General features: G+C 74.1%; 14 protein-coding genes and 1 pseudogene. 7 read left to right on the top strand and 8 right to left on the bottom strand.

What is annotated here, in order from left to right:
- A pseudogene (locus I003_RS32885) lies at window positions 1-135 on the bottom strand (IS256 family transposase); the annotation flags it as partial.
- Window positions 136-899: 764 nt separating this feature from the next.
- Here I003_RS32885 and I003_RS0122535 point away from each other — a divergent pair.
- Window positions 900-1,388: a DinB family protein gene (locus I003_RS0122535; RefSeq protein WP_027773587.1), complete on the top strand. Its 489-nt coding sequence runs from the start codon at window positions 900-902 to the stop codon at window positions 1,386-1,388.
- A 144-nt stretch (window positions 1,389-1,532) separates the two neighbouring features.
- Here I003_RS0122535 and I003_RS0122540 read toward each other — a convergent pair whose 3' ends face one another.
- Together I003_RS0122540 and I003_RS0122545 are read right to left on the bottom strand one after the other, a co-directional pair.
- Window positions 1,533-2,300, bottom strand: coding sequence for a hypothetical protein (locus tag I003_RS0122540; RefSeq protein WP_027773588.1), 768 nt, complete (start codon window positions 2,298-2,300; stop codon window positions 1,533-1,535).
- Between the two features lie 74 nt (window positions 2,301-2,374).
- Entirely contained in the window at window positions 2,375-3,265 is an 891-nt protein-coding gene (locus I003_RS0122545) for an SCO6745 family protein (protein ID WP_027773589.1), read from the bottom strand.
- Between the two features lie 100 nt (window positions 3,266-3,365).
- Between I003_RS0122545 and I003_RS0122550 the strand changes: the two genes are divergently transcribed.
- Complete coding sequence (locus I003_RS0122550; protein WP_027773590.1) at window positions 3,366-3,944, top strand: TetR/AcrR family transcriptional regulator; 579 nt, start codon at window positions 3,366-3,368, stop codon at window positions 3,942-3,944.
- A gap of 270 nt (window positions 3,945-4,214) precedes the next feature.
- Here the strand turns inward: I003_RS0122550 and mfd are convergent, their stop codons facing one another.
- The gene (gene mfd / locus I003_RS0122555) at window positions 4,215-7,802 is read right to left on the bottom strand and encodes a transcription-repair coupling factor (RefSeq protein ID WP_027773591.1); all 3,588 of its coding nucleotides are present in this window, start codon (window positions 7,800-7,802) and stop codon (window positions 4,215-4,217) included.
- 500 nt (window positions 7,803-8,302) lie between these two features.
- Here mfd and I003_RS0122560 point away from each other — a divergent pair, with 500 nt between their 5' ends.
- From I003_RS0122560 to I003_RS0122570, 3 genes are all read left to right on the top strand, one after another.
- The gene (locus tag I003_RS0122560) at window positions 8,303-9,067 is read left to right on the top strand and encodes an ABC transporter ATP-binding protein (protein ID WP_027773592.1); all 765 of its coding nucleotides are present in this window, start codon (window positions 8,303-8,305) and stop codon (window positions 9,065-9,067) included.
- A 1-nt stretch (window position 9,068) separates the two neighbouring features.
- Window positions 9,069-11,657, top strand: a complete 2,589-nt coding sequence (locus I003_RS0122565; protein ID WP_027773593.1) for an FtsX-like permease family protein — start codon at window positions 9,069-9,071, stop codon at window positions 11,655-11,657.
- A 162-nt stretch (window positions 11,658-11,819) separates the two neighbouring features.
- On the top strand, window positions 11,820-12,017 hold the full coding sequence (locus tag I003_RS0122570; RefSeq protein WP_027773594.1) for a hypothetical protein: 198 nt from the start codon (window positions 11,820-11,822) through the stop codon (window positions 12,015-12,017).
- A gap of 75 nt (window positions 12,018-12,092) precedes the next feature.
- Here I003_RS0122570 and I003_RS0122575 read toward each other — a convergent pair whose 3' ends face one another.
- The 3 genes from I003_RS0122575 to I003_RS0122585 all read right to left on the bottom strand — a co-directional run bounded on the left by I003_RS0122575 (window position 12,093) and on the right by I003_RS0122585 (window position 16,897).
- Window positions 12,093-13,031, bottom strand: a complete 939-nt coding sequence (locus I003_RS0122575; protein WP_486584339.1) for a hypothetical protein — start codon at window positions 13,029-13,031, stop codon at window positions 12,093-12,095.
- Between the two features lie 171 nt (window positions 13,032-13,202).
- A complete protein-coding gene (locus I003_RS34285) occupies window positions 13,203-15,905 on the bottom strand; it encodes an SUKH-4 family immunity protein (protein WP_027773596.1) in 2,703 nt (900 codons plus the stop codon).
- Window positions 15,906-15,913: 8 nt separating this feature from the next.
- Window positions 15,914-16,897 (bottom strand): SMI1/KNR4 family protein, encoded by a 984-nt coding sequence (locus tag I003_RS0122585; RefSeq protein ID WP_027773597.1) that lies wholly within the window; start codon window positions 16,895-16,897, stop codon window positions 15,914-15,916.
- A gap of 365 nt (window positions 16,898-17,262) precedes the next feature.
- On the opposite strand from I003_RS0122585, the gene I003_RS0122590 reads away from it, so the two are divergent.
- A complete protein-coding gene (locus I003_RS0122590) occupies window positions 17,263-17,766 on the top strand; it encodes a YwqJ-related putative deaminase (protein WP_027773598.1) in 504 nt (167 codons plus the stop codon).
- A 3-nt stretch (window positions 17,767-17,769) separates the two neighbouring features.
- A complete protein-coding gene (locus tag I003_RS0122595) occupies window positions 17,770-18,300 on the top strand; it encodes an SUKH-3 domain-containing protein (RefSeq protein WP_027773599.1) in 531 nt (176 codons plus the stop codon).
- A 132-nt stretch (window positions 18,301-18,432) separates the two neighbouring features.
- Here I003_RS0122595 and I003_RS0122600 read toward each other — a convergent pair whose 3' ends face one another.
- Window positions 18,433-20,040 carry a sensor histidine kinase gene (locus I003_RS0122600; protein ID WP_027773600.1) on the bottom strand — a complete coding sequence of 536 codons (1,608 nt, stop codon included), beginning with the start codon at window positions 20,038-20,040 and terminating at the stop codon, window positions 18,433-18,435.
- Window positions 20,041-20,191: the final 151 nt, after the last annotated feature.

Genomic DNA, 20,191 nt, shown 5'->3' on the forward strand with positions numbered 1-20,191 from the left:
GCAGAGCGCATTGGCCTCCGCGGACATCAGTGCGTCGGCGAACATCTTGACCATCGCGCGCAGCAGATCCGGACTCGCCGCGGCGAGATGGTCTTCGGTCAGGGCATGCAGGGGCAGACTGTCAGGTGCGGTCATCGTGCTGATCTCCTTCGAGGCTTTGACACTTCGAAGATCAGCCGGTGGCCGTTCATCTATGCGGGACTCACCCTGACGCCGGAGCAAACCCCCGGAACAGGTCGAACCCCGTACACCACTTCCCAGGACGCAGCCTGGTGGGCCGAGTCGGGCACCATGACTCCGCAGGTCCCAGCCCCGACACGCGGCCCTCGCCCGCTCACGTCCGGCACGCCCCACACAGGCGGCCGGCTTCTTCGCCGCGCAGAACAGAAAGGCGGCGTCCGGACTCAGGACCGCCTCACTCGGGAGCCGCATCACCCACACCACCTGGCGGGACGCCATCCGGAGAAACGAACGCCAGCAAAAACTCGGACACCGCGCACGCATACAGACATCCAGACGTCCCACGACCCGAAACCCGGAGACGGATCGACGGACACGGACACCCCGACACCCGGCCACCCGGCCACCCGGACACGCGCACGGTGTTCGCGGAGGTCCTCCAGCGCCGCGGAGCCGGTCCGGCAGGCGAACGGCTCGGGGCGGGACGGAGCATCCGGCATGCGACGCACCTACCGCCGCCCCTGCGGCCACCGCCGCTGCCGCCGACGCCACCGCCAGTGCCACTTCCACCACCAGTGCCACCGCCACCGCCACCGCACTCCCGCCTATCCCGTACGCCTTCCGGTACCTGTTGCCGGAACGGCAAGGTTTCTCGCGGCCCTCCGCGATGTGTGCCGAAACTGGCGGAGCACCGGACGCCGCCAGTCGAAAGGCACCCCATGACCACCGCCCCATCCCGCCGCAGGGACACCCCACCGCCCCGTACCGGAGGCACGGAGGCCGAGACGCTGCGCGGGTTTCTCGACTACCTGCGGGCCTCGATCGCCGCGAAGGTCGAGACCGCCCCGGAGCCGCAGGTGCGCACAGCCGGAGTTCCGTCGGGTACGAATCTGCTGGGCCTGCTGCACCACCTCACGTTCGTGGAGCGCGCGACGTTCCTCGGCGAGCGGGTGCCCGACTGGCCCGGGACGTTCGCGGCCCCGGCGGAGGCGAGCGTGGCGGAGGTCGTCGCGGGGTACCGCGAGGCGGTCGGCGGCGCGAACCGGGTTCTCGACGGCTGCGCGGATCTGGGTGCGCCGGTACCGGGGCGGGGCGGCAAGGCGCCGAGCGTGCGGTGGGCGCTGGCGCACATGATCGAGGAAACGGGCCGCCACGCGGGCCACGCCGACATCCTCCGCGAACAGATCGACGGCTCGACCGGCCGCTGACCGAGAAGCGCGGCCCGCCCCGGAGCTGCCCGCCCCGGAGCTGCCCGATCCAGGACCACCCGCCCCGGAACCGCCCGTCCCGGACCGGCCCGCCTCAGGACCACCCGGCCCCAGAACCCCCGCCCCAGACCGGCCCGACCCCCGTCAGCGCAGGTGGTGGCGGACCCAGACGTTGGGCTCCACGTACACCGCCCACCCGTGGTCCGGTTCGCAGCGGACCGGGGTCAGGGCGCCCGGGACGGTCGTCCAGCCCTCCTCGTCGAAGGGGAGGCCCGTCCAGTCCCGCCACTGCGCGAGCGGGGCGCCGATGACCATCGACGCCGGGGCCACCGGGTCGGGGCCCGCCAGGGTGGCGCCGGCGCGGACGTGGACGCGGAGCCAGGGGTCGTGCGGGAGGCCGTCCTCGCGGGTGCGGGTGGCGTACTCGCGCATCGGGGTGTGCGGCTCGTGGTGCTTGGCACTGGGGCGTACGGGGGCGACGACCTCGGCGAAGCCGCGGTCCGCGGCGGCGGAGCGCATCGCGCCGAGCATGACGGTGGACAGCCCCCGGCCCTGCCTTCCCGCATCGACGGCGATCTCGATCGCGCTGACGGTGTCCGGCTCCACCCCGTACCGCCTGTCGCTGAACGCCCAGACGAGGACCTGGTCCCACCCGCGCCCCGGCAGCGCGCCGTCGCGGCCCGCGCCGCGGAGGGCGAACGGCACGGCGAACGCCCGGGCGACCACCGCGCCGGACTCGTCGGTGGCGACGTGGACGTGCTCGGGGAAGACCTGGGCTATCCGCTCGTGCAGGGCGTTCGCGACGTGGTCCTGGGTCATGAACTCGGGCCAGGAGTCCGTCATGTGCCAGAGCCGGGCGCGCAGTTCCGGTCGCTCGGCGAGGCTGGCGACGCGGACGGGCTGCGGCTGCATGCGGCGGAGTGTAGCCAGGGGCAGGGCGGGAGTGCCGGGAGTTCCGGGGGCGGTGGGCGGAGCGGGCGTCGCGGTCACACCTTGCCGATGCCCAGCGTGTTCTCCGCCGGCAGCATCCCCGTCCCCAGCACCTTCAGCCACGGTCCGCCCAGCAGCTCCGCCAGCCGCTCGGCGCCGTCCGCGCCGATCGCGCGCCACGGGTCCGCCGCCAGTTCGTCGGTACGGCGCTCGACCTCCGCGCGCAGCGCCCGGCCGGCGTCCGTGGCGGTGCCGTCCTCCGTCACCAGCCCGCGGGCGGCGAGCCGGGAGCGGGCCGCGGTCCATGCCTCGTCGGTCCAGCCGCGGCTGGCGAAGGTTTCCTCGGCGGCGGCGCCGACGGCCGCGAAGGACACCAGCGACTCGACGGCGCCCAGGTCCGCGGTGAGGAGCGCCGCGAGGTGGCCGTCGCCGCGGTGCTCGCGGAGGATCGTCGCGGCGTGCCAGAGCTGCAGGTGCGGCGGTTCCGGCCAGGGAAGCGCGGCGTTGGCGGCGGCCAGGGGGCGACCGGTGGTGCGGGCGGCCTCGGCGGCGCGGCGGGTGAGCCGGGCGGCTTCGGCGAGTGCGGGGGCGCCCAGGCCGTCGGGGTCGCCGGGGTCGTCGCCGAAGATCGACCGGTAGGTGCGGTCGACGGCGCGTTCGCGGGCGGCGAGCACCTTCGCCGGGTCGGCGACGTCCCAGGCGGCGGGGACGTAGCGGGCGGTCATGGCGGGGTTGAAGCTGTAGAACGCCGAGGTGACGACCGCCTCGCCGACGGGGCCGAGGGGTGCGGCGCGCCAGGCGAAGTACGAGGGCCAGCGTTCCCCGGTGGCGTAGCCGAGGGCGGCGGCTTCGTCGTCGGCTTCCGGCGCGTAGTAGAGGACGGCGTGCAGGGGCTCCAGCAGGTGCCAGAGCTGCCGGACGCGCTGCGGGGTGAGGTCTTCCGGCATGGCGTGCTCCTTGCTCCCGTACGTCAATCTATCCACTGACTAGATTGCCTCACCCGAGCGCAACTTGTCAATGACTAGATCGGTCGTGGAGGATGGCACCATGACCGGCCACCGCAACTACCACCACGGCAACCTGCGCCGCGCCGTCCTCGACGCCGCGCTCGACGTCATCGCGGACCGGGGCCCCGGCGGCGTCAGCCTCCGCGACCTCGCCCGCCGCGCGGGCGTCTCGCACGCGGCGCCCACGCACCACTTCAAGGACCGCGCCGGACTGCTGACCGCGGTCGCGGCCGAGGGCAATGCACTGCTCGCGGAGTCGCTGGAGGCGGCGGCGGACCTGGAGGACCTGGGCGTACGGTACGTACGCTTCGCGCTCGCGCACCCGGCGCACTTCCAGGTGATGTACCAGCCGCACCTGCTGCACGCCGACGCCCCGGACCTGGCGGCGGCCCGGGACCGCGTGGACCGCACCCTGCGGGACGCCATCGCCGCGCTCCCCGAGTCCGACCGCGGCCCCGACCCGGAGCGCGCCCGCCTGGCCGCCTGGTCGGCGGCCCACGGCTTCGCGACCCTGGCCCTCAGCGGAAGCCTGGACGCCGCCCTCGCCGGCCACGACGACCCGGCGGAGGTCTTCCGCACCCTCACGCCGCTGATGTTCACCCCCGGAGCGGGGCGGTGACTCCCGGGCCGCAGGGGTGGCCCGTTCCCACGGAAGACCGCACTCGGCTACACGTACGACGACGGACGATCCGACGCGGCCAGTCATCGCAAGGGCGCCGGGCCGACGGTGCACGAAGGCCGGGCCGCCGCGGCGTGCCAGATGTGCGGCGTGCGCGAGCTCTGGTCCGCCGACCGTGACGTCAGCCGGCCCCCCGGCCTGCGGGTGCGCACCCCCCTTCCGGGGTGACGCCCGCTCCGGCCCGAGCCGCCCCGCCGGCCCGGCCCGCTCCTACGAGTCCAGGACCGTCGTCAGCAGCTCCCCCACCCATGCCAGCAGTTCGCGGCCCTTCAGCGGCTGCGCGCCCATCTGCTTCGGCTTCGGGCGGTCCACCAGGATCTGGTTCAGCGCCGGCTTGACCACCGCGCCCGGGTACAGCCGCTTCAACCGCAGTTCCTGCGACTCCCGCAGCGACACCGGACTGAACCGGATGCGGGTGCCCTGCAGCGTGATGTCCGTAACGCCGCAGGAGCGGGCCAGCATGCGCAGGCCCGCGACCAGCAGGAGGTTCTCCACCGGCTCCGGCAGCGGGCCGTAGCGGTCGGTGAGTTCCTCGCGGACGGCGCGGATGTCATCCTCCGTCGTGACGGAGGCGATCGAGCGGTACGCCGCGAGGCGCAGCCGTTCGCCCGGGGCGTAGGCGTGCGGGACGTGGGCGTCGACCGGCAGCTCGATCTTGACCTCCGGCGGCGGCGCCTCCTCCGCGCCGCCCTCCAGCGTCGCGCGGTAGTCGGCGACGGCCTCGCCGACCATCCGGACGTACAGGTCGAAGCCGACGCCCGCGATGTGCCCGGACTGCTCGCCGCCCAGCAGGTTGCCCGCGCCGCGGATCTCCAGGTCCTTCATCGCCACGTACATGCCGGCGCCCATCTCCGTGTGCTGCGCGATGGTGGCGAGGCGTTCGTGCGCGGTCTCGGTCAGCGGCTTCTCCGGCGGGTACAGGAAGTACGCGTAGCCCCGCTCGCGGCCCCGGCCGACACGCCCGCGCAACTGGTGCAACTGGGAGAGGCCGAAGGCGTCGCCGCGTTCGACGATGAGGGTGTTGGCGTTGGAGATGTCGATGCCGTTCTCCACGATCGTCGTGGAGACCAGCACGTCGAACTTCTTCTCCCAGAAGTCGACCACCACCTGCTCCAGCGCCGACTCCGACATCTGCCCGTGCGCCGTGGCGATCCGCGCCTCCGGCACCACCTGCCGCAGCCGGGAGGCGGCGCGGTCGATGGAGTCCACCCGGTTGTGGATGTAGAAGACCTGGCCCTCGCGCAGCAGTTCGCGGCGGATGGCGGCACCGATCTGCTTCTCCTCGTACGGGCCGACGAAGGTCAGCACCGGGTGCCGCTCCTCCGGCGGGGTGGTGATCGTCGACATCTCGCGGATGCCGGTGACGGCCATCTCCAGCGTGCGCGGGATGGGGGTCGCGGACATCGTCAGCACGTCGACGTTGGCGCGCAGCTTCTTCAACTGCTCCTTGTGCTCGACGCCGAAGCGCTGCTCCTCATCCACGATGACCAGCCCCAGGTCCTTGAACCGGGTGTCGGACGAGAACAGCCGGTGGGTGCCGATGACGATGTCCACCGAGCCCTCGCGCAGCCCGTCGAGAACCGCCCTGGCCTCGGTGTCCGTCTGGAACCGCGACAGCGCCCGCACCACCACGGGGAACTGCGCGTACCGCTCGGAGAACGTGCCCATGTGCTGCTGCACCAGCAGCGTCGTCGGCACGAGGACGGCGACCTGCTTGCCGTCCTGCACCGCCTTGAACGCCGCCCGCACCGCGATCTCCGTCTTGCCGTATCCGACGTCGCCGCAGATGAGACGGTCCATCGGCACGGGCTTTTCCATGTCCTCCTTCACCTCGGTGATGGTGGACAACTGATCGGGCGTCTCGACGTACGGGAACGCGTCCTCCAGCTCGCGCTGCCACGGGGTGTCCCCCGCGAAGGCGTGGCCGGGGGCGGCCATGCGCGCCGAGTAGAGCTTGATGAGGTCGGCGGCGATCTCCTTGACGGCCTTCTTCGCGCGGGACTTGGTCTTGGCCCAGTCGGAGCCGCCCAGCCGGTGCAGCGTGGGCGCCTCCCCGCCGACGTACTTGGTGACCTGGTCGAGCTGGTCGGTGGGGATGTACAGCCGGTCGCCGGGCTGGCCGCGCTTGGCCGGGGCGTACTCCACCAGCAGGTACTCGCGGGTGGCGCCCTGGACCGTACGCTGCACCATCTCCAGGTAGCGGCCGACGCCGTGCTGCTCGTGCACGATGTAGTCGCCGGCCTGCAGCGTCAGCGGGTCGATCTGCTTGCGCCGCCGCGCGGGCATCCGCGCGCCCTCGCGGCCCGCGGCCTTCTGCCCGGACAGGTCGGTCTCGGTGAGCACCGCGAGTCCGAGGTCCGGGGCGATGAAACCGTGGTCCAGCTCGCCGCACGAGACGTGCACGACGGACGGCACGAGCGCGTCCGGGCCCAGGTCCGCGTCGAGGCGGGCGGCGATGCCCTCGCCGCCGAGAACCTCGGTGGTGCGCTGGGCCGGGCCGTGGCCCTCGGTGAGGTAGACCACGCGCCAGCCGTCGGCGAGCCAGCCCTTGGTGTCGGCGAGCGCGCGGGCGGTGTCCCCGCGGTACACCTCCGGGGCGTGCAGCCCCAGCTCAAGAGAGGGGGCCTCCCCGGGCCCCCAGGACCCAGGGGACTCCGCCTCCAGCTCCGCGTCCGCGGAGAAGGGGCTGACCGACCACCACATCATGCCCAGCTCGCGCGCGTGGTCGCGGACGTCGGCGATGCCCCACAGCGACGCCCGGCCCAGCAGCTCCAGGTCGATCGGCGCGTCCCCGCCTGCCGCGGAGGCGGCCCACGACGCCTGGAGGAACTCCTGCGACGTGGCGACCAGGTCGGCGGCGCGGGTGCGCACCCGCTCGGGGTCGCAGGACACCGCCATGCTGCCGGCCGGCAGCGCGTCGAGCAGCAGCTCCATGTCGTCGACGAGGACCGGCGCCAGGGACTCCATGCCCTCCACCGCGATGCCCTCGGCGATCTTGCCCAGCATCTCGCCGAGCTGCGGGTGCCGTACGGCGAGGTCCGCGGCCCGCGCCCGTACGGAGCCGGTCAGCAGCAGCTCGCGGCACGGCGGCGCCCACAGGCCGTGCTCGGCGACCTCCAGGGAGCGCTGGTCGGCGACCTTGAAGTAGCGGATCTCCTCGATGTCGTCGCCCCAGAACTCCACCCGCAGGGGATGCTCCTCGGTGGGCGGGAACACGTCGAGGATCCCGCCGCGCACCGCGAACTCGCCGCGCTTCTCGACCAGCTCCACCCGGCTGTACGCGGCGGCCCCCAGCGCCTGCACCGTCTCTTCGAGGTCGGCGGACCCACCGCCGCGCAGCGCCACGGGCTTGAGGTCGCCGAGCCCCTTGACCTGTGGCTGGAGCACCGAGCGCACGGGTGCGACGACCACGGAGACCGGGCCGGTGGCCGCGTCGTCGGGGTCCGGGTGGGCCAGCCGGCGGAGCACGGCGAGGCGGCGGCCGACGGTGTCGGAGCGGGGCGACAGCCGCTCGTGCGGCAGGGTCTCCCACGCCGGGTACTCCACCACGGCGTCCTCGTGCCCCGGCGGCATCAGCGAGCGCAGGGCCGCGGCCAGGTCCTCGGCCTCGCGGCCGGTGGCGGTGACCGCGAGCACCGGCCGCCGGGTACGGGCGGCGAGCGCCGCGATCACGAAGGGGCGGGCGGCGGGCGGGCCGACGAGGTCGACGTGCGGCCGGCCGTCGCCTTCGGCGGCCGTCACCGCCTCGGCGAGTGCGGGGTCGCGGACGACGGCGTCAAGCAGGCCGTGCAGGCTCATGGGGCATCCGCTCCGGGTGGCTGTGGCTGGGTGGTGGGCAGGCGGCTGGCGCCGCGGGCAACGCGAACAGCCCGAGGCGGCGAACGCCCCGGGGGTGTCCAGCGTACGACGCCACACCGACACCCCGCGCCCGCAGCCGCCGCACGGCCGCCGAAGCCGCAGGTCCCGCCGCGGAACCCCGGCCCTGAGCCCGTACCGCCCCCGCGCTCCCCTAAGGGCACGCCCCCGGCGGAAAGCAGGGGCCGGCTCCTCCGTCCGGCCGACGGGGCCGCCTTTCGCACGATCTAGCCTGGTCAGGCGGGTCGGCGACGGGGGGCGAGGAGCCGGGCGGGGGACCTTCCCCCAGTACCGGGGTGGGGATATCCCCACACCGGATACGGCGCCAGGCACCAGGGATTTCCCGGCCCCCGCCCACCAGACTCGGACTCACCACGCAACGGCGCCGCACAGGGCGCCGCCAGGTACCGCAGGGCGGTTCCGGAGACGAAGGAGACACGACAGTGACTACGGCTGTAGCGGCGCGCACGGCCGTCGCCGCACGAGCGCGACAGGTGACCAAGGCGTACGGCTCGGGGGAGACGCGGGTCCTCGCTCTCGACAACGTCGATGTGGACATCGCCCGGGGCCAGTTCACCGCCATCATGGGGCCCTCGGGCTCCGGCAAGTCGACCCTCATGCACTGCCTCGCCGGCCTCGACACGGTCACGGCCGGCCGCATCTGGATCGACGAGACCGAGATCACCGGGCTGAAGGACAAGAAGCTGACCCTGCTGCGGCGCGACCGCGTGGGCTTCATCTTCCAGGCGTTCAACCTCCTGCCCACCCTCAACGCCCTGGAGAACATCACGCTGCCCATGGACATCGCCGGCCGCAAGCCGGACCGCGAGTGGCTGCAGCGGGTGGTGGAGACGGTGGGCCTGGCCGAGCGGCTCAAGCACCGCCCGAGCCAGCTCTCCGGCGGCCAGCAGCAGCGCGTCGCCGTGGCGCGGGCACTCGCCTCCCGGCCGGAGATCATCTTCGGCGACGAGCCGACCGGCAACCTCGACTCCCGTGCCGGCGCCGAGGTCCTCGGCTTCCTGCGCCGGTCCGTGGACGAGCTGGGCCAGACCATCGTGATGGTCACCCACGACCCGGTCGCCGCCGGCTACGCCGACCGCGTGCTGTACCTCGCCGACGGCCGCATCGTCGACGAGATGTGGGACCCCACCTCCGAGCAGGTCCTCGACCGCATGAAGTCCTTCGACGCCCGGGGCCGGGTGGCCTGAGATGACCGTCTTCAAGACCTCCATGCGCAACTTCTTCTCCCATAAGGGACGCATGGCGCTCTCCGCGGTCGCGGTCGTCCTGTCGGTGGCGTTCGTGTGCGGCACGCTCGTCTTCTCCGACACCATGACCACCACCTTCGACCGGCTCTTCCAGGCCACCGCCTCCGACGTCCGGGTCAGCCCTCAGGCCGCCGGCGACGACGACGGCGACTGGGGCCGCAAGCCGCAGCCGACGCTGCCGGCCACGGACCTGGCGCGCGTCGAGAAGGTCGACGGCGTCAAGGCCGCCGACGGCGAGGTCACCGACGACGCCATCACCGTCGCGGACGCCGACAACGACAACCTCGGCTCCGACACCGGCGCCCCCACCATCGGCACCAACTGGGACCCGCTGGAGCTGAAGTCCGTCGAGATCACCTCGGGCCACGAGCCGCGCGGGTCCGGCGAGGTCGTCATCGACGCCGCCGCCGCCGACAAGCACGGCGTGGAGATCGGCGACACGATCCGTACGATCGCCGACCCCGGCTCGTTCACCTCCGAGGTCGTCGGCATCGCCACCTTCAAGATCACCAACCCGGGCGCGACGATCGTCTACTTCGACACCGCGACCGCGCAGGAAAAGCTCCTCGGCAAGCCCGGCGTCTTCTCCTCGATCAACGTCACCGCCGACCCCGGCGTCTCCCACGAGGCGCTGAAGGCCGACGTCCGCGAGGCCGCGGCCGGCTTCGACGGCGCCCCCCTCAGGGTGCAGACGAAGGACGAGGTCGTCGCGGAGAACAAGGACGACGTCGGCAGCTTCATGGACGTCATGAAGTACGCCATGCTCGGCTTCGCCGGCATCGCCGTCCTCGTCGGCATCTTCCTCATCGTCAACACCTTCTCGATGCTCGTCGCCCAGCGCACCCGCGAACTGGGGCTGCTGCGGGCCATAGGTTCCAGCCGCCGCCAGGTCAACCGCTCCGTGCTCGTCGAGGCGCTGCTCCTCGGCGTCATCGGCTCGGCCCTGGGCGTCGGCGCGGGCATCGGCATCGCCGTGGGGCTGATGAAGCTCATGGGCGCGGTCGGCATGGAGCTCAACACCGCCGACCTGACCGTCAACGCCACCACGCCGGTCGTCGGCATCGTCCTCGGCGTCGTCGTCACCGTGCTCGCGGCATGGCTGCCGGCCCGCCGGGCGGGCAAGGTCTCACCGATGGCCGCGCTGCGCGAGGCGGGCACACCGGGCGACCGCAGGACGGGCGTCGTACGGACCGTGCTGGGCCTGGTGCTCACCGCGGGCGGCGGCGGGCTGCTCTTCCTCACCGCCCGCGTCGACGAGGCCGCCGACGGCGCGATGTACCTCGCGGGCGGGGTGCTGCTGTCCCTGCTGGGCTTCATCGTCTTCGCGCCGGTGCTGGCCGGGCTGCTGGTACGGGCCCTCGCGGCCGGTGTCCTGCGGATCTTCGGGCCGGTGGGCCGCATGGCCGAGCGCAACGCGCTGCGCAACCCGCGCCGCACCGGGGCGACCGCCTCGGCGCTGATGATCGGTCTTGCGCTGGTCGCCTGCCTGTCGGTGGTCGGTTCCTCCATGGTCGCCTCGGCGACGGAGGAGCTGGACAAGTCGGTGGGCGCGGACTTCATCATCCAGTCCGACATGGGCCAGCCGATCGTGCCGGAGGCGGCGAAGGTCCTCGACAACGCCCCGCACATGGAGCACGTCACGCACTACAAGGCGCTCGACGCGGACCTGACGCTGCCGGGCGGCAAGACGGTCGAGGAGTACAGCCTGACCGCCGCCAGCAAGACGTACGCGCAGGACCTCAGGACCGAAACCGTGCAGGGCAAGCTGACCGACGCCTACAAGAAGGACAGCATGTCCGTCGGCGAGGACTTCGCCGAGGACCACGGGCTGAAGCTCGGCGACACCCTCACCGTCGACTTCGAGGACGGCGGGACGGCGGAGCTGACGCTGCGCGCCATCACCTCCTCCGAGACCACCCTGGACTCCGGCGCGGCATACCTGAACCTGAGCACCGCCAGGGACTACATCAAGCCGGACGACCTGCCGCGCAACGACATCATGTTCGGCAAGGCGAAGGACGGCCAGGAGGAGGCCGCGTACGCGGCGCTGAAGAAGGCGATGGACCCGTACCCCCAGTACAAGGTGCGCGACCAGACCGACTTCAAGCAGACCCTCAAGGACCAGGTGGGCCAGATGCTCAACCTCGTCAACGGGCTGCTGGCGCTGGCGATCATCGTGGCGGTGCTCGGCGTGGTCAACACCCTGGCCCTGTCGGTGGTCGAGCGGACCCGGGAGATCGGGCTGGTGCGCGCGATCGGGCTGTCGCGCAGGCAACTGCGCCGGATGATCCGGCTGGAGTCGGTGGTGATCGCCCTGTTCGGCGCGCTGCTCGGACTCGGGCTCGGGCTGGCGTGGGGCACGGCGGCGCAGCAACTGCTGGCGCTGGAGGGCCTGAAGGTGCTCGACATCCCCTGGCCGACGATCGGCGTGGTGTTCGCGGGCTCGGCGGTCGTCGGGCTGTTCGCGGCGCTGGTGCCGGCGTTCCGGGCGGGCAGGATGAACGTGCTGAACGCCATCGCGACCGAGTAGCGGCGGTACGCGGTGGAGAGGGGCCCGGCGAAGCTTGGTGGGTGTCGCCGGGCCCCGTGCCCGTTCCCGGTACGGGGGCAGCCGGAACGGGCGGCCCCGCTCAGCCGCCGGGGCGGCTCGTACGGGCCGGCGACCCCGGGGGAGGAGGGGCGTCTGCACCGTGTGCCCGGCCCGTGCTTCGAGGCCGCCGCCACCGAACAGGTCGAGTACCGCGCCGCCCTGACCGGGGCGCTGGCGCTGGACCTGGTGGCGATGACGCCCGGCGCGCGGCACACGGACCGTACGGACGCGGACGGCGTCCTGCCCGGCCGGGTCACCGTCTCGGCCCTGGCCACCGCGTACCGGCGGCGGCGACCGTGACCCCGGGCCCCGGCGGTACCCACGGCACCGCCCTGAGACCACGACGCGCCTGCCGTGAGCCGGACGCGCAACCGCCTAGTCGTCCGCGTGGGGCGAGGGGCCCGGGACCGTGCCGGTGGCCGGGTCGGAGTCGGGGGCGCGGCCCGTCATCGCGTTGAGGGCGGCGCGTACGTGCTCCATGTGCGCCGAAAGCTCCTCGCGGCGCACCTCCGCGTCGCGCAGCGCGCGCCGCGTGTCCCGTTCGATCTGCTCCGCCTGTGCCGCCGCCTCCGCCACCAGCTCCGCGCCCTGTTCCTCCGCCTCGTCGCGGCAGCGCCGCGCGTACGCCTCGGCCTCGACGTGGGCCGCCTGCTGCTCGGCGAGGTGCATCTCCGCGCTGCGGGTGCGGGTGGCGAGGTCGGCGTCGACGGCCTCCCGGCGCGCCCGCACCTCCTCGTCCAGGCGCCTCTCCGCCGCCTCGCGTTCGCTGCGCGTGTCGTCGAGCATCGCCGCCGTGCGGCGCTTCATCTCCGCCAGCGCCGCCGCCGCCTCACCCGCGGTGTCCTCGACCGCCGCCCGCGCGGAGGACAGCAGGTCGGCGGCTTCCTGCTCGGCCGCGCCCAGGGCGCTGCGCAGCCGGGCCTCGGCCTCCTCGCAGAGCGTCTGGGCCGCGCGGCGGGTCCCGGCGGTGGTCTCCTCGACGTACCGGCGCGTCTCGGCCTGCGCGATGTGCAGTTGCTCCGCGGCGTCGCCGCGCAGCTCCGCGGCCTGCTCCTGGGCGAGGCGGAAGATCTCCTGCGCGCGGGGGCCCAGCTCCGCGTAGGTCTGCTCCTTGACCTGCGCCAGCTCACCGGTGAGCCGCTCCAGCTCCTGGCTCAGCTCGCGCTCCAGGACGGTGAGGCGGGCGGCCCGCTCCCAGGCGGAGTCACGCTCCTCGCCCATGCGGGTCAACGCGGCGTCCACGTGGTCCGGACGGTAGCCGCGACCACCGCGTACGGTGTCGAAGCCCCGAGCCGACGTCTTCACGGCGCCCATGCGATCGAGCTCCTCTCGTCCCCGGTCGACTGTCGGCGCTCATCCTTCAGGATTCGTGCGAATCGGTCATTATGTGACACCCACTCCTTTCAGGTGATCATCGGTCGAAGAACATACGAAACGGCCCCACCGGATGATCCGGTGGGGCCGTTCCCGTACTGCCGCGACTGGCTACAGCAAGCCGTCCCAGAGCTGTTCGAGGACCACCGACCACCAGTGGTCCGGGCCCTCCAGCGCCGCCGGGTCGATCGCCGCCAACTGGGACTGGAAGTCGACCGTCCAGCGCCCCGCCTGGTCCGGCGTGAGCCCGGCGCGCAGCCGCCACATGTGGCCGAGCATCGACAGGCAGCGCACGAACTCCGGCAGCCCCGTGTTCACGAACTGCGGCGGCGCACTGCCCCCGCCCGGCGCCGCCTCCAGCGGCACCGCGACGATGTGCGCCGTGCCGTACTGGACGCACATCTGACGGCCGAAGTCGTTCCCCATCACGAGGTACGAACCGGCGTCCGGCGCCGCCTGCACACCCCGCTCCGCCGCCAGCTCCGCCAGCGTCGGCACCGGCCGGCCCGGCTGCGCCTGGCCCCAGAAGAACGGGCCGAAGTCCATCGGCAGCCCCGCCCACACCAGCGTCTGCGCCACGATGTCCGGCACGCCCTGGCGGGCCACGGCCCGCTGGTCGTAGCGGAACACGCCCTGCGGCCCGAACGCCTGGAACAACTCGTGCCCCAGCGCCTCGGGCGGCAGCGGCGGCAGCACCGGGATCTGCCCCCGCGGCGGCAGCGGCACGCGCTGCGGCCGCGGCCGGGCCGGGCCGTCGGCGACCTGGTGCAGCTCGCCCTGGTGCTCGATGAGCTGCTGCATGCCCTGCTGCCGGGAGGCGTGGTCGCGGCCGTAGGAGGCGGTGTGACTCAGCCGCACCTGCGGCCACGTCTCGCGGATCATGCGGGAGCAGTAGCCGCCCGGCAGATCACAGGGCTCCAGCTCGGTGTGGAGCTCCAGGACCTGCTGCGGCGGTACGCCCATGCCGCGCAGCTCGTGCAGGATCTGCCACTCGGGGTGCGGGGTGCCCGGGGCGGAGCGGCGCATGACCTGCTGCTCGGAGCCGTCCTGGGCGCGGTAGCGCAGGACGGCGAGGTAGCCCGGTCCGACGGTGGGGACACCGGGGGGCGGGTAACCGTAGCCGGCCTGGGCCGGGTTGGCGGGGTTCGGCGGACCGGCCGGGTTCTGGGCGCCGGGAGGCATGCCGGGCGCGGCGGGGGGCGGCATGCCGGGGGCGCCCGGAGGGAACGGGGCGGCGGCACCGGGGGGCGCACCGGGGGCGCCCGGGGCACCGGGCGCGAAGGGGGCGCCGCCGGGGGGCGGGGCCGGCTGGCCGGGCGCCGGAGGCGGGGGTGCGCCGGGGGCGGGCGGAGTTCCGGGCGCGCCGGGGGGCGAAGGCGGGCCCGGGGGCGCGCCGCCCGCGGAAGCGCCCGGGTCGACCTGCGACACGAGCTGGGTCGGGATGTACGCGTTGCCCGCGCCCGGAGTGCCCGGGGCGGAGGGCGGCGGCGGCGCCGAGGCCCCCGAGCCGCGGGCGCCGGGAGTGCCGGGGGCGCCGGGGGGCGGCGGTACGCCCTGGCCGGCGGGGGCGCGCTTGCCCTTGGGCGGGGACACGATCGGGGTGGCCTTGCTGGTGGCCTGCTCGGCGATGTCGGCCGCGCCGCCTCCGGAACTGGGGGGCGGGGACGCGGGGGCCGACGGTGCACCGGAGGCACCGGGTGCGCCCGACGTGCCGGGGGCCGCGGGTGGGCCCGGCGGAGCGCCCGGAGCACCGGGCGGGGCGCCGGGGGTGCCCGTGGATCCGGGGGCTCCCATGCCGCCCGGGGACCCCGGCGCACCGGGGGCGCCGGGCGGGGCCCCCGGCGCACCGGGGTAGCTGCCGGAGCCCGGGGCCGGTGCGGAGCCGGGTGCCGGCGGCGGCGTACCGCCGGGCGCGGGGCCGCCGGGGGCCGGGGCCGGGGCACCGGGGTAAGCGCCCGAGCCGGGAGCGCCCGCCCCCGAGTGCGGGCCGCCCGGGGCACCGGGGTGGCTGCCGCCGCCCGGCGGCGGCGGGTACGGGCCGCCCGGCGGCGGGGTGTCGGGAAGCTGAGACGACAGGACCGTCTCCGGCAGAGGCACGGACGCCGCGTCGTCGTCGCCGCGGGAGTTGGTGTCGTTCCACGGAGTCGGCGCCGCCGCCGCGGGCGCCGTGGGGTCCACCCGCGGGCCCACCGAACCGGAGGCACCCGACGGACCGGCGCCCCCCGCCGCGTACGGCGAAACCGGGCCGCCCGGCGACGACGTACCAGAACCCCCCGCTCCGTACGACGCGCCCGCACTCCCCTGCGCCGCAGGCGCAGCGGGGCCCGAAGCCGACGAAGGCAGCGGCGACGGTGAGGGCGACGGCCCGGCGGAACCGGAGCCCGCGGCGGCACCCGCGTGCCGGCCACCCGGCCCGGACGACCTCGAACGGCCGCGCGGAATGCCGATCTGGTCCGCCGCCTCCTGCAACCACTCCGGCGGCGTCAGAAGGAACGACGTCGCCCCCAGGTCCACGCGCTCCCCCGGCGGCGTCCCCCGCGGCGCCGCCTCCCCCTCGCCGCCGTACTCCTCCTCGAAGCGCCGGATCACCTCGCCGACCGGCAGCGCCGGCCACAGCGTCGTGTCGCCCGAATCACGCGCGATGACCATCCGCGCCCCCGAGCCCTCCGGCACCCCGTCGCCGGCCGGGACCTCCGCCCAGGCCACGAAGCCCAGCTCGAACTCCCGCACCTTGACCACACGGCGCCGCTGCTCCGGCACTCCGCCGTTGATCCACGAATCGGCGCGCTCCTGCGCCTGTGCGAAGGTGACCATTACCGCCTTCACCCCTCCACCGGCACGGCGCGCGCGAAGCCGCCGTCCACCATCAGATTCGCCACGGTCTCCAACTCCGGCGGGCCGCCGACCAGCCGGTCCAGGAAGGCGTCGAAGTCCTCCCCGCAGAACAGCAGCAGCCGCTCCACCCGCTCCTCGACCGTCCAGCCCGAATCCCCCTGGTCGCGGGCGTCGTCGTACGGGCAGAACCAGACACTGCCGCGCCTGCGGCCCTTCGTCTTCAGCGCCAGCACCCCGCCCTGCAGAAACGCGACACCCAGATAATCCTTCGTCAGATGGTCACGCAGGCACTTGTTGACGTAGACCAGATCGTTGACCGCCGCCTCATCGCGCACCGTGAAGAACGGCTGGTCCACCAGCAGCCCCAGCTCCGGATCCAGCGCCGCGCCCACCGGCGCACACCCGCCCGCCGCCTTGAGGAAATCCCGGTACGCGCCCGGCAGCCCGTAACCGAGATCCTCCTCGACGCCGAGAACCTGCTCCTCGGTGACCGCCGCGCCGTCACGCGGCAGCGTGAAGTGCACCGGCCGCGTCTCCTGCAACGGCCGCGTGCCGCGCTTGTCCTGGTCCACCGCCGCCGTCGCCAGCCCCCCGTGATGCCGCAGCAGCGCCTTCACATCCGCGGGCACCAGCTCCATACGGCGGGTGCCCGCCACGTGATGCCACGTCCAGCCGTGCGGCGTCGCCACGGGCGGCAGCGTCGACCACAGCTCATGGCCCTGCGCGCGCAGCGCCGCGTTCGCCGACACGTAGTCCGTCAGCCTCAGCTCGTCGATACCGAAGCCCTCCGGGGGCTCCGCGATCTCCGCCGCCGCGCGCGCGTACGCGGAGAAGTCCGGGTAACCGTCGGCGTCGACACGCACGCCCCGGGGGTGTCTGGCAGCCCGCACCGGGTCCGGGAAGTTCACGACCTGCCCGGCGTACGCCGCGTTCGGCGGTGCGACGGTCGTTCCTCGCCGACCTGACGTCATCGCGTGTGCCCCCTGCCGTTGGTCTCCGTCAAAACACAGCCTATGGGGTGCCGCGGCCGGTGGTCTTGCCCTGGTCAGACAGTGCCCCGGCGAGCGGCGTGATCTGCTCCGCAATGACGGACTTGCCCAGCACCGGACCGGCCCGGAGGCGCGCACACGCCGGTACAGAAGTCAGCTCGGGTGGCGTGTCGTACGTATGTGGCAAGCTGGACGACGCGAGACAGCGGAGTTTCACGGGGGAGGCTCTTACCGCTATGCACGCACGCTCAGACACAGCCGATCCGCTCACCGGCGGCGACCCGTACGGCGGTATGGGAAGCATGTTCGGCGAGACGGACACTCCGTACGGATACATGGAAACGCACATGGGGACGGGGACCGGCCCGGCGGCCGACCCCCGCACGGACTGGCGCGACACGGCGCCCGGCGACGGCGCACCGCGCCTGCACAGCCGGCGGGACGGCGTCCTGCCGGCCGTCGGCGCCGCCCTCTCCGTCCGCGGCCAGACCCTCACCTGCACCGCGGGCCGCGCCGAGCAGGGCCCGCTCCTCCATCCACTCGTCCAGGACTTCCTCGACACCCTCACCAGCAGCCGGCGCGAGCGCTTCACCGGGCGCTGCCCCGAAGCCGTGCTGCTGTCGCGGCACCTGGCCGCCGTCGAGGCGGGCCGCGGCAAGCGCGCCGCGCGCAAGCCCCTCTCCGCGGGAGAAGCCCGGCGGTCGCTGAAACAGGCGAAGATCACCGCCCGGCACATCCGCGAGGACGGCGACCCGCTGCACGGCCGGTACGCACCGCCGTGCCGCTCCTGCACCGCGCTCCTCACCCACTTCGGCGTGCGCACGGTCGGTGACGCGCACCCCGAGGGCTGAGCCGTGGCCCCCGCGGACCCGCGCGACCTTGCCGCGCACCACACCCGCTTCCCGGTCGAGGTCGACAGCGCGCTGCGCGTCGCCGGCTGGGAGCCGGGCCGGTGGGACATAAGACAGGCGGAAAGCTGGGCCGACGCGCTACGGGCCCACGTCTCGCCGGGCGGACACCTGCACGCCGTCTTCCCGGCGGCGGTCGAGGCATGGGCGGAGTTCGGCGGCCTGCGCATCGTCGGCGAAGGCCCCGGCCGCCAGTTGGGCCCGGCCGACCTGCACGTGGACCCGATGCACGGCCTCCACCTCACCCGCAGCCTCGCGGACCTCGGCCGCGCGCTCCAGACGGAGCTGTGCCCGCTGGGCGCCGAACTGGCCCCCGACGGCAGCACGGCACAGGCCGTGCTCGCCGTCGACGCGGAAGGCCGCGGGTACGCGCTGGATCACGCCGGGGACTGGTTCCTCGGCAACAGCGTCGACGAGACCCTGGTGACCCTGGTGACGGGACTCGAACCACGGCGCCTGACGGCCGAAGCGGGATAGGACGGCACGGGAACGGGGCCCGGCGCCGGGCCCCGGCTGCCGGCCGTCCGCGTACGGACGGTGGGAGGCGGCCGAACCGGACGCTGAGACCGTCACCGCGCCGCCGACACCCCGGGCCCGCCCGCCGACGCCCTACTTCCCGCTGGGAAGAACCGCCGAGACACGGAAACCGCCGGCCTCCGTCGCACCCGAGACGAAGCCGCCGCCCAGGCCCGTCACCCGCTCCCGCATGCCCACCAGGCCGTTACCGCCGCTGGGCAGCCCGGCGCTCTGCGAAGCGGCGTCGGACTGGCCGTTGAGCACGAGCACGGCCACCTCGGCGACACGATGCGCGAGCAGCACCCGGGTCTTGGCACCGGGAGCATGCTTGTGCACGTTGGTCAGCGCCTCCTGCACCACCCGGTAGACCGTCTGCTCCACCTCCGCGGCGTACGGGCCGGGATCGCCCTCCACCGCGAAATCCACGGCCATGCCGGCCGCACGGGACTCGCCGATCAGCGACTCCAGGTCGTCCAGAGACGGCCCCGGACCGCCACCGGCCTCCTCGCCCCCGGCGCCCCCCGGGCCACGCCCGGCACCGGCGCCCGCGGACACGGCGGCCCCGGCCCTCTCTCCCGACCCCGCCTCCACCTCCGCCCCCGCCTCGACCGGAACCCGGCCCTCCGGCGACGGCCCGCCGGCCCCGTCCGCAACGGCGGCACCGGAGGCAACGGGCGCGGGGACGACAGCCTCCGCACCGGACCCTGCCCCCGGCCCGGAAGCCCCGGCTCCCGAAGCACCGTTCTCCACGCCACCGGCCACCACGCCACCCGCCGCCGCACCGCCGGCACCCGCACCCTCCGGCCCACCGGCGGCGACCACGGCGCCGCCACCGCCCGCGGCCCCGATCCCCGGCGACGTCACCACCGACCCCGCCGGCATCCGCAGCACCCCGAGCATCTCCCGCAGCTCCGTCAGCGCCTGCCGCCCCATATCCCCGACCAGTGCCGCGTTCCGCGCCGCCTTCTCCGGATCGTGGAGCACCACCCGCTCCAGCGCCGCCGCGTGCACCACCATCAGACTCACCCGGTGCGCCACCACGTCGTGCATGTCCCGCGCGATCCGCGTGCGCTCCTCGCGCCGCGCCCACACCGCGCGCTCCTCCGCCCGCTCCGCCAGCAGCGACAACTCCCGCTCCAGCCCGTCCGCCCGCTCCCGCAGGCTCTCCACGAGCCGCCGCCGCGCACCCACGTACAGCCCGAACAGCAGCGGCGGCAGCGTCACCCCCACCGACATCAGCAGAGCCACGAGCGCCGCCAGAACGAAGGGCGAGTTACGGCCGTGCTCCTCGAAGGTCTGATACATCTGCACGAACGTGACAATGATCACGGCGGACACCGACATGCCCGCCAGGGCCGCGGTGATGCGCCGCGGGATGTCGGAGGCGGCGAGCGTGTAGAGGCCGACGATGTTCAGCAGGAAGCCCATCTCCGCCGGCGTGACCGCGATGGCCACCAGCACCGGCACGATCGGCCACCGCCGCCGCAGCACGAGCGCGCTCCCCGCGACGACCCCCAGCACGATCCCGAACCCCACGGGCAGCCCGGCGTCCCGCGAGAACGGCACCCCCTGCACCGCACACTCCACGGCCGACGCCAGCGCCAGCACCACGTCCAGCACCATCGACCGGCGCCGCGCCCACCACCGGACCGGCCTCCGCCCCCCGGAGACCTCACTCACGGCTTCCCCCGACGTGGTCATACCAACCAGCGTAAGGGCCGATCGCGCGGTGGCAGGCTCCGGGTTCAACAGCACGCAACGCATTCGAACGCACACGAAACCGCCAGGTAAGCCCCGAACTGGTGAATCGACCGTATATTCGCATCCGCCGACCCGACACCAGGCCAGGCTG

The organism is Streptomyces sp. CNQ329, assembly GCF_000482585.1.